This is a genomic window from Pontibacter sp. H249, from assembly GCF_037892465.1.
Classification (GTDB): Bacteria; Bacteroidota; Bacteroidia; order Cytophagales; family Hymenobacteraceae; genus Pontibacter.
Genome location: NZ_JBBKTR010000007.1, coordinates 11428 through 28195, shown reverse-complemented (window position 1 = coordinate 28195; position 16768 = coordinate 11428). Strand labels below are relative to the sequence as shown.

The 16768-nt window shown below is 41.0% G+C and carries 3 protein-coding genes; 1 reads left to right on the top strand and 2 read right to left on the bottom strand.

From position 1 onward, the window contains the following. Positions 1-33: 33 nt before the first annotated feature. Positions 34-2034: a Na+/H+ antiporter NhaC family protein gene (locus WG943_RS10510; RefSeq protein WP_340408794.1), complete on the bottom strand. Its 2001-nt coding sequence runs from the start codon at positions 2032-2034 to the stop codon at positions 34-36. Between the two features lie 1182 nt (positions 2035-3216). Here WG943_RS10510 and WG943_RS10505 point away from each other — a divergent pair. Further along, positions 3217-10242 carry a T9SS type A sorting domain-containing protein gene (locus WG943_RS10505; protein ID WP_340408793.1) on the top strand — a complete coding sequence of 2342 codons (7026 nt, stop codon included), beginning with the start codon at positions 3217-3219 and terminating at the stop codon, positions 10240-10242. A gap of 720 nt (positions 10243-10962) precedes the next feature. Here the strand turns inward: WG943_RS10505 and WG943_RS10500 are convergent. Then, on the bottom strand, positions 10963-16509 hold the full coding sequence (locus WG943_RS10500; RefSeq protein ID WP_340408791.1) for a S8 family serine peptidase: 5547 nt from the start codon (positions 16507-16509) through the stop codon (positions 10963-10965). Positions 16510-16768: the final 259 nt, after the last annotated feature.

Here is a 16768-nt window from a genome sequence, read left to right as displayed (position 1 = left end):
AAGCCAGCCGTTGAAGACTGTGTTTTACTATAACTAAGCAGCTTGGTGCTGTACTGCTTCTGTTTCAGTTCCGGTAAGGTTCTTTTTACCAATAAGCCGGATCAGGCCCCAAAGCACTGCAATTCCGATTAGGTACACCAGTATCCAGTGAACTCCCCAGCTAGATAGATTTGTGCATATTATATTTGCTACCAGTGCTACGGTAATAGCGTAAGGTAACTGGGTTTTTACGTGGTCGATGTGGTTGCAGCCAGAAGCCAGCGAGCTAAGTATTGTAGTATCTGAAATAGGAGAGCAGTGGTCGCCAAAAACTGCGCCTGCCAGCACCACCGAAATCACGTTATACATAATAGGCATTGTTTCTTCTACTGTTAGTCCGTTGGCTTGGCTTACGTACCAGGCGGCAGGCATCATTAGCGGATAAAGTATAGCCATAGTGCCCCAACTAGAGCCCGTAGAGAATGCAATTACAGCAGCCAGGAAGAACGTAATTTCGGGCAAGAAGTATGGAGAGATATTGCCTGAGAAAAGTGAAGTAAGGTATTCTGCCGTGTATAGCTCTGCAGTCACTGCCGCCAACGACCAAGCCAGTACAAGTATCAGAATAGCCGGTAACATTGTTTTAAAGCCTATTAGCAACGATTCCATGGTTTCTGTTAAGGACATGATTTGCTGGCTTACAGTGAGTATAACTGCTGTAAGCACACCGCTAAGCGATGCCCAGATAAGTGCTGTATAAGAGTTTGAGTCGCCGATGGTGATTGACAGCTTACGCAAAAATCCAATGGTGTCGTCGGCCCATACTTCCGGGTTATAGCCCGTGTAAAGCAAGCCGGCCAAAGTGCCAAATATTACTACTATTACTGGTAACAGCGCATTAACAGAGCGTGCCCGGCTTACGTCTACAGGCTCAAACTCGGCCATTTCCTGTTGCTGTTTTTCCTGGCCTTTGCGGTCTAGGCTATTGGCTGTTACTGCTCCTGTTTCTCTTGCTCTTATTTCTGCATGGTGCATCGGGCCGTAATCACGATTCATCAGAATCAGCATCAGCATAAACACAATTGTAAGAATAGGGTAGTAAGAGTATTGCAGTGAGTTAAAGAAAAGGGAGTAGGCGCCTTCCTGTATGCCAAGTGTAGCGGCGGCATCTTTGATATAACCTAACTCAGCTCCGATCCAAGTGGTAACAAAAGCAATAGCGGCTACAGGAGCTGCGGTACTATCTACTAAGTAAGAGAGCTTTTCGCGTGAAATGCGGTGTTTATCTGTAACAGGACGCATGGTGTTGCCTACAATAAGTGTGTTGGCATAGTCATCAAAGAAGATGGCAATGCCTAAAAACCATGTAACCAATTGCGAGCTTTTAGCTGATTTTGCATACCGCGATAGCACATTCACAACGCCTGCCATGCCTCCGTTCTTTGAGATTATGGCCACCATGCCGCCTATCAGCATCGAGAAAATAACAACAGACACATGGTCGCTGTCGGTGAGGGCTTTTAGCAGGTAAGTGTCTCCGACAGCTAACAAACCAGTAAAAATAGATTTAATCGACAAACCGTACACAACAAAACCTCCCACCCAAATACCAGCGAAGAGTGCAAGTAATACCTCTCTGAAAATAAGTGCCAATAAAATCGCGATTAGTGGCGGGAGTATAGTTAGCCACATAGGAATTTCGGTCATACTTTGTGCGGCATCGTCAGAGGGGCGATATAAGCGTGCAATTGTATGCGTCTCTAAATTAGCGGATATCTGTATCAAGTTTGCCTTTTTGGGCAACGAAAAACGAGCTTCGCCTTCCGTAAAGCTTACTTCCTGCATTTCGCCGTTAATTCTGAGAGACAGCGGACCGCTATACTTTACTGAGTTACCGGTCTGGTTAGTTGTGCTTAGCGTAAAGGCAGTGTCGTTAACTGCTTGTATTTTAAGTTCTTCAATAGCTTCTTTACCAATAACTGATCCTTGGGCTTTTAGGTGGAATGAGAACAGAAGTAAGAATATAAGGGCAAAAAGCGATTTAGTAAGCTTCATCTACAGGTGAATTCTGATTTTACAACTCCTTAAATAACTAATTTTTTTTGACTTTTTGAAATTCTACTTTGCTATTGAGAAGTATCCTGCATCATTTAGCTACTAGCCTGCTAATGCTCATCATTTTCTCCTGTAGGTACCAAGCTGTATTCATGAAAATATAAAGTGAAACAAGCTATATAAAAGTGAATAATATATATGTAGTCTTATTTATAGAAGTCTAGGGGTGGTTATAAGGTAGTTTATTCCTTTTTGAAGGTTTATAAGTAATATGAGGCAACATAAACTATAAATAGTATAAATCTATACATATATGTCTACGTATTTCTGCTGCATGATCACCAGATCAACAAATTATGAGAAGAACTATGCGTGCTAAATAAAGTGATAATAATTAGTAATTGTATGTAATAACATAGAAAAATAAGTACAATTATAAATACATTTGATTATAACAATATTTTTTATTGGATTATTTTATTATAATTATGCTGTTTAGCTCGTGTTACAATGGCAGAAATAGGATAATGTTAGTAGCTATAGATATTTAGCTATTTGAGCTAATGCTAAGGCGTGGATATTTAAAAAAGTTTAAATATATTAACTATAAGTTAGATAAAACTATAACTGCAGCGATTAAAAGCTTGCGTTATATACTTTAACTTATTTAAAAGATAAAATTTGTTATGCTTGCAGCGTATTTTAACCAGATAGGAATACAAATGTAGGTAGCAGACAAAGTGCAAAAATTGCGTTTTGTAGCTATAGCTGTAAACATGCTTAGTGTAGCATGTTTTATATATCACCTTAGACTAAATTATCATCAAATAATATAAGTTGCTTATGAGCGTTTCTACCCTACTCAAAAACTTATTAATCTCTAAATGTTCTATTGCTCTTACGGCATTAACAATTATTTGGTTGTGTACTAGCCAAGTTTTTGCGCAAACAAGCACTGTTACTTGGGACGGATCTAGTGATACTAACTGGCATAACAGGTTTAACTGGTCAGGCAATCAGATACCAGATGCAAATACAGCAGTTATAATTAACGGTGCGACAGCAAGAAAACCAGTTATAAATAGTGGAGCTGCCTGTTATAGCCTAACGATTCAGAATGGTACTTCATCTATTACTAGTAGTAACAACCAACTTACTGTATATAACGATGTTGACATAAGATTGGGAGGTACATTACAAAATGTAGGGTTGATTTTAGCAGTTAGAGGAGATTGGATAAATAATGGGGGCTATTCAGAAGCAAGACGCTTAATTAATAACAGGTACTACTATCCAATTGTAGGATTTATAGGCGCGCAACAAACAATAGGAGGTGATAATGCCAGCGAGTTTAGCGATTTAAGAATTTTATCAGGCAGTACTGTAACACAGGAAGCTAATGTAACTATTGATAGAGTAGTTTCCAATAGAGCCACTAATGTTCAGGTTGATGGAACGCTGAATGCCGGAGCAAAGAAAATGACGTTAGTATACGATGATGCTTTTACTGTAGGTGCTAATGGCGTACTGCAAGTAATGGCTTTAAACTTTTCCAGTAACTACTCTCGCTTTCCCACTCAAAACAAAGGAGCAACTATAGAGTATGCAGCTAACGGACCTCAGAACATTGTTACAAACACTCATGATAATTTATTATTAAGTGGCAGCGGTGTTAAATCATTAACCGGCCACACTACAAATTATGCAGATTACGTAGGAGGTAACGTAACTGTAAAATCTGGTGTAACGCTAAATTTAGGGACTTATACTTTGCTTCGCTCCAATGGTTCTACCGCGGGCGGAGAGCTACGAGTTGAAGGTGGAGGAAGACTGCACATCGGAAATTCAGATAATGCAGATAACTTTCCTGCAGGCTCACCTGGTTACCAAAGAATTACATTAGATGCAAATAGCACTGTAGAATATAATGGAAGCGGAGACCAAACTATTTCTACGCAAACTTACGGTAATCTAATATTAACCGGATCGGGTACGAAAAGAATGCCTGCTACCACACTTACTGTAGCAGGTAATTTCGAAGGCAATGGTAGTGCTGTATTTACTGCAAGAGGAGCCATAGATATAGCCAAAGATGTGTTGCTAGAAAGTGATGCGGTGTTCTCTGGTACTACATCAGGTGGCACATTTACACATAAGGTAGGTGGTAATTGGACTAACAATGCTACTTTTAACAGTGTCAATAGCACTGTTAGAATGACAGGTTCAGGTAAAGTAATTGCGGGTTCTTCTGCCGTGAACGAGTTTAATAATTTGTCAATCGAAGGTAACACGAACATCTTAGCAAATAATTTATATATAAGGGGCAACCTATCTACCTTAGGTGGTAATACTTTATCGCAAAATAACAATGGTAAAGTTACCATGACTGGTACTTCTAAAAGTATAACTGTTGGTACAGTAGATGCTATTCAGTTTCAGAATTTGGAAATAGATGGCTCCGTGACCACTGCCTCATCGTTTATCGTTCATAAGGATCTTATAGTTAATTCTAGTAGATCATTCAGTGCAACAGCAGGAAGAATAACATTTTCCGATGTTATTGATACTATATTGGATGATGACATTATCAACAGTGGCACCTTATCAATTAACGAGGTGAGATTCACAGGCAGAATCGGTTCTAGATCTTCATTTTCAATAAAGTCTGATGTGACAGGTGCAGGTAAATTTACTGGTAAGGCGGGTACAGTAACATTTGCTGGTTCCTCAACTTTCAATGGAACTCACGACTTTTATAATATTACTATAGATGGCACAAATCTTAAAATGGCTGGTAGTGCCAATTTAGGTGCTGCCGGTAACTTTGCCATTGATTCTGGCATTTTCGATGCGGTCAGCAATACACCAAACACAGTTACCTACAATGGTTCAGTTGCTCAGTCAGTATTACCAGCAGTATATAATCATATCATCTTTGATCAGGCAGGTTCAAAAACTGCTGCCGGAGCTATAACGGTTAACGGGAATCTATCAATTAATGGCTCTGCTACATTTAATGCTTCAACATATCGACATAATTTACACGGCAACTTTACCAACAGCGGTACTTTTAACCATGATAACGGTAATATTGCTATGGTTGGAGGTAGCAACTCAACTATAACAGGGGCTGCCGTATTTAATGAACTAACCGTTGATAAGGCGTCTAATGGTGTTTTTGTAAACCTGGCAAATGATGCCACTACTACACTGTTGAACATGACCAGTGGTATGCTTCGTACTGGTAGCTTCAAGATTAACGTTTTATCTAACCGTACTGGTAATGGGTGGGTTTTAGGAACAATTAGAAGATCTCATGCTTTTGCTGCTAATACTGCGTACGCCTTTAATGCACCCCATGCACAGATTTCTTTTGAAACTGTAACTAACGTTGATGAAATATCTGTAAGAACTACTGCCGCTACTATTAGTAACTTCCCGGCAGGTGCTGCTATAAACCGAAGCTATGAGGTAATAATCCCTGATGGTAGCTACACAGGGGCAAGCCTGAAGCTGCAATATGAGGATAGTGAGTTGAATGGTAATCCAGAGAACAGCTCTTTGCAGCTTTACAAAAATATGGCCGGCACCTGGACTGCTGTAGGAGCCAATGACTTTAGCGCAACAGATAACTGGGTAAGGAAAGATAATGTTCAAGACCCAGCAACGGTTCCAAATGTAACTGGTACCTGGACTTTGTCTGCAACCACCAGCGTTTACCAATGGGTAGGCGCTATAAGTGATAGATGGGAAATTGTAGGTAACTGGGAGAACATTACCACCGGATCAGGAGTACCTGCTACAACTTATCCTGGAAGTAGTGATATTGTCGAGTTAGGCGGATATAATTTCAACCATAATCCGACTATACGTGCTGCTGAAACAGTTAAAGGTATGCGTTTTTGGGGTGCCAAAGTAACAACCCTTACTTTAGGCACAGGAGGTAGCTTATCTGTAACTGGTAACTTAGCGGCTGCAGGCACTGGTGGATTAATTCATACTATAGATGCAGGTGCAAATAATTTAACAGTTGGCGGTGATTTGATCTTACATAGTGGGGCAGGAGGCAATAACCTTAATATATCAAGTAGTTCTGGAGTAGTTGCTGTTGCAGGTTCTCTGGACCATGGTGTTACAAGTACGATAACCTTAGGAACCGGTAAGTTTAAATTAGGCGGAGATTTTCTCAATGCAAATTACACCCGCTTTAATAGAGGCACGTCCAGTGAGTTTATTTATGAGGGAAGTAATTCTCAGATAATTGGCGAAGTTCTCTACCATCATCTTACAGTAAATAAATCTGGCGGTGTTGCAACCCTTACAGCAGCTCAAACAGGTGGTATTTATGGCAACCTGACTATAAGTGGGGGCACCCTTTCTGTACCTGGTGGGAACTATATCATGAACGGATCAATAAATCATAGTGGTGGCACATTTAGTGTTGGAAGTTCTACTATTACAGCAAATAGTACATGGGTAAAAAGTGTAAGTGCAATATTTGATGCCGGTACAAGTAATATCATATTCGCTGGAGCAGGAGCACAAGCTATACCATCTGCTACTTTTAACATTCTTACTATTAACAGGCCAGACACTACTACAGCCATTACACTTGCAGGAAATGTATTGGTTAACTCGGAACTAGATGTACAAAGCGGCCGATTAAGATTAAATTCAAGAACACTTCGCCGAACTGCCCAAGGTGGAACATTTAATTTGAGAGGTAGCTCTATACTAGAACTTAATGGCTCTAACTATCCAGCAAATTTTAATAACAACATCTTAGCAGATGGATCAACGGTTAGGTACCGTGGTACAGCTACACAAAATATAGCAGCAGTTACGTATGGTAACTTGGTGCTACAAAATACGGGTGCTAAAACATTAACTGCATCAACACAAGTAAATGGAGATCTTACAATCAATTCTGGTACAACACTAAATGCAAATGAGCAAGAGTTAACTCTGAGTGGTAATTTTGCAAATGGTGGCATATTTAACCCTGGATACTATAATACAGATGGTAGCGAGGCACCTAATGGCCGTTTAGTGCTTGCTTCTACAGGTGGTGCACAGCGCACCATTTCAGGAAACCATTTATTCATTAATAACCTACTTGTGCAAAAACTGGCACATTACAAGTTTGAAACTGACATCACTATTCAAGGTGAAGTTGATATTGTTGGTGAGGGAAATGTAGCTACAGCAGGGATGGATCTTGTTAATAACGGCTACTTAAATGCGGGTGTGGCTAAAGTAAGTGTTGCAGGAGATTTTAAAAATCAAGGTATACTGAGGAGCAGCGGAGAAGCTAAATTTTTAGGCACCCGACACCAAAACATACAACTATTAGCCCCCATATTGCCGGGAGATACAGGTTCTCCTACTGTAGAATTTGCAGGTGAAGTGCCTCCAACTTTGAATTCAAGTGCGGACCCTACTTTTGCAAGCGTAACAATCTCTAATATCGGAGGAGTAACAACAAGCCGAGACTGGACTATATTGGGGTCGTTTGTAGTAAAGCCTGGAGCTAAATTTCATGGAATTGGTCGCACCCATACTTTCGCTACAGCCTTTACAAATCATGGAGAGGTAACTAGTTCTGGTATTCTTAATTTTGAACCGCAGAGCTTAGGGCAAAAGGATAAAGATGGTAATCCTCTTCAAATTTTTCCATTTAACATGGGAGTTGACTCTACATCTCTCAAGAGCACGGGAACGATTATCTTCGGAGGTGGTTTACCAATAACATTGGCAGGTGCTGTTCCTGCTAAACTAAATAATTTAACGATCGCAAATACTCATTCTTTTGGTGTAAGAACATTTTTGTATGGAGCAAGTCCTACACCTTTATCTGCTCAGATTCCAGCAATAAACGGAACAAAATGGAAAATTGAAGGGGATTTTAGAGTAGAGCCGGGTGCATCATTTACAGCAGGTTCAGACACGAAATACTTAATCGGAGGAAACTTTACAAATAATGGCGTTATAAATGCATCAGGTGCTGATTTTGGATTACTTTCACTTAGAAAGGAGTCTGAAGAAAGTGGCGGTGCTATTATCCCATCTACTGTAAATGGTACTGGTTTATACACGTTACGGAACTTAACAGTTGTTGCAGGAGCTAAAGCTAGTTTAGAGAGCAATATCACCTTAACAGGTAATTTTAACCATTTGGGAGCAGAGCTAAAAGCTGCGAACATTGAGTTAAACTTTACAGGTGCATCGGAGGCTACCATAAATGCAACTAACGGGCCCGTTGGCTTAGCACACTTGAAGGTAACTAAGACAGGGACTGGTAAACTGTCTATGGGAGTTGATGTAAACGAACTGCTGGATGTAAAGGTAGAAAGTGGTGAACTGGATCTTATATCTTTCAAATTAACTGGAAGTGAATCAGCAGTAGATGGTGGTACAGAGCCCGAACTTACAGTTGACGACAATGCCGTTCTAAAAGTTGGTGGTATTGGTACTGCTTCACAGCTACAGATGGACAAGTATTCTTTTGCAGCGAACAGTACAGTAGAATACTATGGAGGCAGTTCAGTTACTGAAAAACAGGTGGTGCTTAGCGAGCAATATGGTAATTTAATCTTAAGCAACCCTGGCACAAAAGAATTTGCAGCAGGACATGCTAAAATTGCAGGTGATTTTGATGTGTCTGATGGCACGGCTGTAATTACACCAAGTATAATAGAGTACAATGGCACAGCCATACAAGCTGTAGCAGCCATCAATTATAATAACTTAGCAATAAGCACAAGCGGCTCTAAAGTTTTAGCAGCAGGCACTACAGGTATTGCAGGAGCATTTACAAGAGCCGATGCTGCAACAGCCGATGCTACAACAAATGCAACAACGGTTAATTATAATGGAGCAGGCTCGCAAGATATACTACCGATTAGCTATCATACCCTTAACCTAAGCAACGGTGGTACGAAATCTTTTTCAGGTACTACTGGTGTTGCTAAAGATTTTGCCATATCAGGTGCAATTGCAGACTTAGTAACAGCTACTCCAACAATTAATTTTAATGGCAGCACAGCTCAAAAAATTGCTGGAGCTAACTATTATAATGTATCAATTGCAGGAGGGGGTAGCAAGGAGCTTACGGATGATGCGCTAATAGCAAACCGACTGGATTTTGTGAGTGGCAACATAGATACAAAAGAAAATAAAATTACATTAGCCAACACAGGATCTTTTATAAATGAAAGCGCCGCAAGCTACTTAACAGGTGCAGTAGAAACTACCCGAGATGTAACGGCGCAGGAGAGCTTCGGAGGCATGGGTATGACTGTAACACCAACAGTGGGTACGCCAGGCGAAGTAAAAGTAACAAGAGTGACAGGCGCTGGTGCCGCTCTTGGAAACGGAGACAACGTAAAGCGTTATTTTCTGCTAGAACCGACTACTCCAAATACCAACAATCGGGTAGATGTGGCTATGTCATACTTTGACCACGAGTTGGAACCAGAGATGGTAAACAAAGACGAAGAGTTAGTATTTTACTGGTCTAAAAGCAGCCCAACAACTTCTTACTGGAAATCAATAGTGCCTAGCGCTACACCAACAGGTAAGCAGGTTAACGGTACTAACTTAGGGCCAGCAGGATACTTTACATTAGGTCGTACTGTAACGCCATTACCTATAGAACTTATTTCGTTTAAGGCTTCTAAGAACGGCTCTAACGCTGTTCTTAACTGGGAAACGGCAATGGAACAGAATAACGAAGGATTTGAAGTAGAGGTGTCTACAGATGGCTATACTTACCGTAAAATAGGATTCGTTAAAAGTAAGGTTATAAATACGTACTCAAAGCAAAGCTATACTTTTACAGATACAGAAAAAGGCAAGGCAGGCGTGCGCTACTACCGCCTAAAGCAGCTTGATGAAAACGGAGAGCATACTTATTATGGTCCGCGCGCTGTTACCTTTAGCGGCAGCCAGGCAGTAGTAACCATGGCTTATCCTAACCCTTTCAAGAGCACGTTGCAAGTAAGTTTTGCTGCGGAGAACGCCGGAACTGCAAGAGTTATACTTTATTCAGCATCAGGCAAGGTGCAGCACGAAGAAACACTTGCTGTAACAGCTGGAGTAAACGAGCAGCAGCTTCAGGCAAACTTGGAGCATTTAAGCCGCGGCCTTTACTTGTTAATAGTGGAGGTAGATGGTGAGAAGAAAAGTATAAAACTTATAAAAGAGTAAAAGCTACTAAAATCTAGTAAAACGAAAAGGGCACCTGTACATCAGGTGCCCTTTTCGTTTAATGCCCGTTTAGATCGTAAGTTTCTACGTTACATCAAACACTTTACTTAAACATAAGGTATCTCAAGCTTATTATGCAGCTGCTTGGGTGCAGAGCTCTAACCAAAGTATAGCTAAGGAGATTTAATTCAACAGCTAAGGCAGTACTAAATATAGGATAACATTATTAACATGGTTAACTCTAGTTTAAAGTATAGCCTGAGTCCTTACATTATTTGTAACAGAGTTTAATATGTTTTGTGTAGTTAAGTACCTGTACCTCACATTTAAAGTGTAATAAAAGCTTATCTAGCCTGTTAGATGTTTATGGGCAAGTCTTAAAGATGTATAGGGACAGAATTAGTTGACAATCTATGAGATATCGTAGTAATCTGCTCTTACTGATTTTAATCGAAGCAGGAAGATGGTTTAGCGGCTTTCCTGTTTTTGATAGTTGGAGATGCATCATTGTTTCACAATAAGCATTGCTAGTTACTGTTGAGCTTCGTTTTGTATCTCTCAGATATATAATAATGATGCTGAAGTAAAAAAGCTATACTAGTAGGCTGAAATGAGACGTATGAATCACATCGGAAATGTTAGACTGTTAAGATTAATTAAAGTATAAAAAAAGCCCCCTGCATAAACTGCAGGGGGCTTATATGTCAAGAATTTGTAGTGTTAGCGTTTAACTACTACTTTTCTTGTTTGTACATTACCATTTGCATGAACCTGAAGGAAGTAAACTCCGGTTGGCAAGTTAGCTGCTGTTAACAGCTGATCGTGAGTACCTGCAGCTCTGGATTGTATTTCTTCAAGTACTATCTGTCCAACATTGTTTACAAGAACTAACCTTACTTTCTCAAGCTTATTTACTGTAAAGGTTACTGTAAACTTGCCTGTGCTAGGGTTTGGATAAACTTGTAAGCCATTTGCTGTCAGGTGCTCTTTCGCAGTTGAAGTAATTGTGACAGCAACTTCTTCAGAGATTTCTGACTGACAAGAATTAGCATTGGTTACTCTTACAGTATAGTTACCAGATGCAGTAGCTGTATATACTTGCTCAGTAGCATCCTGTATAGCACTACCATTTAAGTACCACTGGTTACCAGCTGCAGCGCTAGAAGTAAGCTCCGCTCCGTTTTGTGTGATAACTGGCTTAGATGGAAGCTCGTTTACAGTTACGGTTGTTGCGGCAGAAGTTGTAGAGCAACCGTTTTCATTGGTAACAGTTACGGTATAATTGCCACTTTCTGCAACTTCTATAGCTTTAGTTGTTTCTCCATTAGACCATAGGTAAGTATAGCCTTCACCGGTTGGAGCAGTTAACGTAACAGAACCGCCTTTACAGAAGCTAGTAGTTCCTGATGCTGCTACTGTTGCAGTAGGAGAGTCAATAACAGTTATAGTCTTGCTGATGGTAGCAACTCCGTTGCAGGTATCATACACTTTTAATGTTATAGTGTAAGTACCCGGAGTGTTGTAAACTAAATAAGCATGTTTACCTTCTACATAAGTGGCTTCTGCGCCCTCATGGAACCACTCATAACGTGCTACACCAGTTGAAGGAGATGCACTGATGAATACATTTTTGCCTACGCAGGCTTCAGCTTTATTTGGTTCTATAAAGTTAAAGGCCGCAGTAAGAGGAGTAATAGTACGTGTGATAGACGGCTGGATGTAAAGTGCTATGTTCGCAAGTGTTGGCCAGCCAGCTGAAAAAGGAGCCCAAGTAGCATCATTCCACTGTTCCCAAGCAATGCCCGGAGTAGTTTCTCCGTTTCTGTTGCTGTAAAGTGCCACCGAGTTGCCAGCCTCTTGATTTAGGATTACACCGGCAAAGAAGCTGCCGCTTAGCGCTACTGGAGCATCAAAAACTATTTCGGTAAGCCTGTCGTTCTCAACGTCGGCAACAATAGAGCTGATTTTTACTTCTTTTGACGCTATAATATCACCAGGTGAGTTGCCTGTACCATTGCTGTTCCATACAGCTATAGTTACAGTTGCATCTGCTGTAGCCGCTTCTGCATGGCCAAAGTATAGCTTTAAACTATTAATGTAAGAACTTGGTCGGTTAAACGCGAAATAGTTAACCTTAGCTAAATCGCCATATTTATTATTTCCTGTTACATGCCCTCCTCCTGTTACTGTATAAAGTGACAAAGTGCCTTGGAAAGGAGCATTAAGTTCATTACAGTAATTGTTGGCAACCGTTATGTATCCTTCTTTAACAAGCGGCTCAGATACTTTATTACCTTCTGTGTTTTTAGCTACAAGGCTTACTTTATATGTGCCAGGTGTGCTATACTTTACAGTTGGTGTAGCCTCTGTAGAGGTAGATGGCTCTGCACCCTCGAAAGCCCACTCATATGCGTTTGCGTCAACAGATGTATTATTAAAAGTAATAGATTGCCCAGTGATCAGCTGTGTATAGTCAACACTAAACTGTGGCTGCGGCATTCTTTGTACTATCAGAGACACATTAACTGTACGCTGCGGCGTAGCAGGATCGTTAGAAGACATTAAAATGCGACCTGTATAAGTGCCGCTAACTAAGCTTGTGCTATTTGCCTGTATTATGGCATTAGCCGTAGCACCTTGGGAAAGCGTACCAGAAGTTGGTGTAACACTTAACCATTGTGGCATTTCTAGCGCTCTAATCTTGAAAGTGCTATTAGCAAAACTCGAGGAGGCATTTTCTACAGGAACCCAGGAAGATCCATTTGTACTCAGGAAACTGCGTAGAGGGTTCGGGTTATTTGCATTATAAGCCTGTGGGTAAGTAATTCCAGAGAAAGTAAAGACAACATAGAAAACATCCCCTTTTACAAACTTATGCTGCTGTTTCGTTGGAATGGTTATATAAGCACCATTGTTGCCAGCCGCAGCTGTAGAAGTAAATGTCTGCTCCTCTAAAAGTGTGCCTGTGGTAGGCGTGCTGCCACCCTTGTATACTTTTATAGTAATTGGCCTTACAGCGCCTTCCGTTCTGTAGTAGTTCTGTACATGGGTAAGCATGAAGTTGTCAGTAATGACATCAAATTTCATAGCAGTATGTAACGTACCACCTGTGCCTATTAAACTGGTAGGGTTAGCATCTAAATCATACTTTATAGTAGAGGTAGGATCAGTAATAGCTTGTAAAGTATAGCTTAGGTCTGCTTCGCCATTATTTTGAATAGTTACATTAGAAGAAGCCGTAGTGGATTCTCTTGTATCGATTTCTAAATTTAAGTTCTCGGCAGATAGAGATGCAACCGGTGGGCTTAATAATGTAGATGTAAGATTCACTTCTACAGTTGGTGTAGCCGGATCGTTAGAGGCAAGTGTAAGTGTGCCATTTAAATCAGCTTTCTTAGAAGGTGTAAATTTAACACTTAGCTCTTGCTGTGTACCAGGTTGTATTGTAATAGGTGTCGCAGGCGAAACAGCAAAGTCTGTGGCAGTAAACTCGCCGCCAGCTATAGTTGCTGAGTTAATAACTAATGCGGCAACACCTGTATTGTTTACTAAAACCTTTTTTGTACTGTTTGAGCCAACAAACAAAGCACCAAAATCAATAGCTGTAGACCCTAAGGCAAGAGTTGGCTGCCCGCCAGCTACAGTAACAGTTATTGGTCTGTTTATAGTAGGTGTTACAGGATCGTTGCTTGTTAAAAGCAAGTTGGCCTGATAGGTGCCGTTTACCAGGTTAGTAGCATCAACGCCTATCTCTAGATTTTGCGATGAACCTGTATTCAAAGTTCCAGTTGATGGGCTGATAGAGATCCAGTCAGAGTTGATAGCACGCATTTTCAATGCAGCGGTGTTAAGGAAAGCTGCCATTGGCTGCATGTCGCCGTAATTAGCGCCACCATCGCTGCTCAGGAAAAATACGCCTGGTCTGGCTCCTGTATCATCAATACCTTGTGGCGTAGAAAGCCCGGCAGGAATAACAAACTCAACCCAGAAAGTCTCGTTCGCCTGCATAGATAGAGGTTGGTTTAGCTGTATTGTCTGGAAACCACCCCCAGCTGGTATTGTAACATTTGTTGTTTGTTCGGCTAACAATGAAGCAGTACCAGGATTGGTCCCGCCTTTTCGGATCCGTACTATTACCTGTGTGCTAGCAGTACTAGCATTATTGATGTAGTTCTGAACGTGTGTCAGGTTAAATCCGCGTGTGCCAGCATTAAACTTAGTAGCGGCGATAAAGCTGCTGTTACCAAAGCCAAAGCTATTGTCTGCAGTAGCTTTTTCCTTGTCAAAGTATCTAAGGTTTGCTCCAGATGATGGTATAATGGCGGCATTATACTGCAATTGAGCAGAGCCGGTGTTGCTAAGACTTACATCTTGAGTTGCTGCGCTGCCATTGTCTCTATTAATGTTAAAAACAACAGAGGCAGGTGTAGCGCCTATAATTGGTGCAACTTGTGTAGTAGTAGTAGCTACATTTGAGATAAGAGAAGACTCTCCGTAAAATGATTTAGAGACAATGGCAAAGTAGTAGGTTGTGTTTGGGGTTAAGCCCAGAATAGTGAGTTGCTGATCAGCATTTGGCGAGCCTGGGAAAATGTTGTTCTTCGACTTTGTTGCCGCCCCAAAATTATCTGCCGTGATAGGAGAAGTGGAGTAGCGCACATCATAAAGTGTTGCAGCCTCACTTGCATTAATAGCAGGAGCTTTCCATGTTAAGTTTACAAAAGTTTGTGTCGTTTGGCTAACTGTAAGGTCAGTTATAGCTGTAGGAGCTTCTGTATTAGTTATACCCTTTATTGCCTGTATAGCTTTATAAGCATTAATTCTGCCCGCGCCTAATTTGCCAGCAAGTGCAGCAGATTGACCTTGTACACTTTCTAGCGGATCAGCAGTGGATTTTAAGATCTGTGTTACAGCCTGTGGAGTAAGGTTAGGGTTTTCAGAGAGCATTAAAGCAACCATACCTGCCACCATAGGCGTTGACATGGATGTGCCGTTATAGGAAATATAAGCTCCACTTGAGCCATCAGCTCCGGTTACAGTACTTAATATACCTGAGCCTGGTGCAGAAATGTCAACCCATGTACCGTAGTTAGAGAAGCTGCTCTTTAAATCGTTAGCGTCTGTGCTCGCTACAGCAATTACATTATCGTAAGCGGCAGGGTAATGCTTGGTTTCTATGTTGTCGTTTCCGGCTGCTGCAATAAACACAATGCCGTTGGCAGTGCCTTCATTTATTATGTTCTGCACCGTCTGGCTAGCCCCAGCACCACCATAAGACATGCTTATAACCCTAGCACCTTGGTTGATTGCATGAATAACACCTTCCGTGCCGCGCTCAATAGAGCGAGTGTTAGGTGTATTGTCAGATGTACATTTTACACCTATAACTGATACTAAGTTATTGCTGACGGCGGCTATACCTACACTGTTGTTGGTTACAGCACCTGCGATACCTGCGCAGTGAGTACCATGCGAGAAAACGTTCTGGTTAGCCTTATTTACACCGGATGATGGTGGGTGTGTATTATTATCCTTGTCAGCTACATCATAACTTTTTGCCAGGTCAATGTTAGCAGTCAGGTCCGGATGGGATGAAAGAACTGCATCGTCTACGATGGCAAGTAAAGTTTTGGTAGTGCCAGTATGAATGCCAAATGCCTCTACCGCCTGGATTTTGTTCATGGCATATTGGTGACCATCTTTAAAGCTAGGGTCATTTGGAGAACGATCAGGGTCGTTTGGAGAAACCGAGGTAACATAGTAAGGTACGCGCTCAGCATATTCTACTTCGGGCATCATGTTTAACTCCAGCAATAACTGGGTCAGTTTGCTTTCGTTCTCAACTACTACTTCGTAGGTGTTTTTGAAAGCGGGAAGTTTAGGTGATCTTGGCAATTCTGCTACACGAGTAGCTTCATAACGTTGCACTGCCAAGTTAACCAAGTCTGATGCAGCCTTATCTTGTTTTGATGCCTTATTCTCAAAAGTCTGGAATTGGGTTTGCCCATTCTTTAGTTTCACATAAAGGCGATCAGGCCAGTATACCGGAAAATCAGATGAGCCAAAGGCCGTTGTAGTTACTGCTTTTTTTGCAGTATTTACATTAATCGCTTTACTGGTTTTTTCAGAGGTGAGCAATTTATCTGGAGATATTGCCCGTGTTTTGCTGACAGGCTTGCTGCTGTTTGCATCCTGCAGCTGCGGCTTTTGCGCCATACCTTGCCACCACAACGAAAGGAAGAGGCAGAGTAGTAAAGGTTTCTTCATAAAAAGGTTACTGTTGGTTAGTTAATAGATAAAAATTGTATATTAAAGTAAATTGGTATTTGCTCAAAAGTAGTCTGTCTTACAGTGCACAGCAGTAAGAGCAGCTATAAAAAGTATTCTAGTAATTGATAGTAATGTAAAAGTATAGTTCTATTAAAGAGAATGATATTGTTCTGTGCCTGTAATTATACTTTTAATCAGCTGTGAGATGATATACAAGTATAAAAGCACGATTCAGTTTACAATTTAAAGAATAATA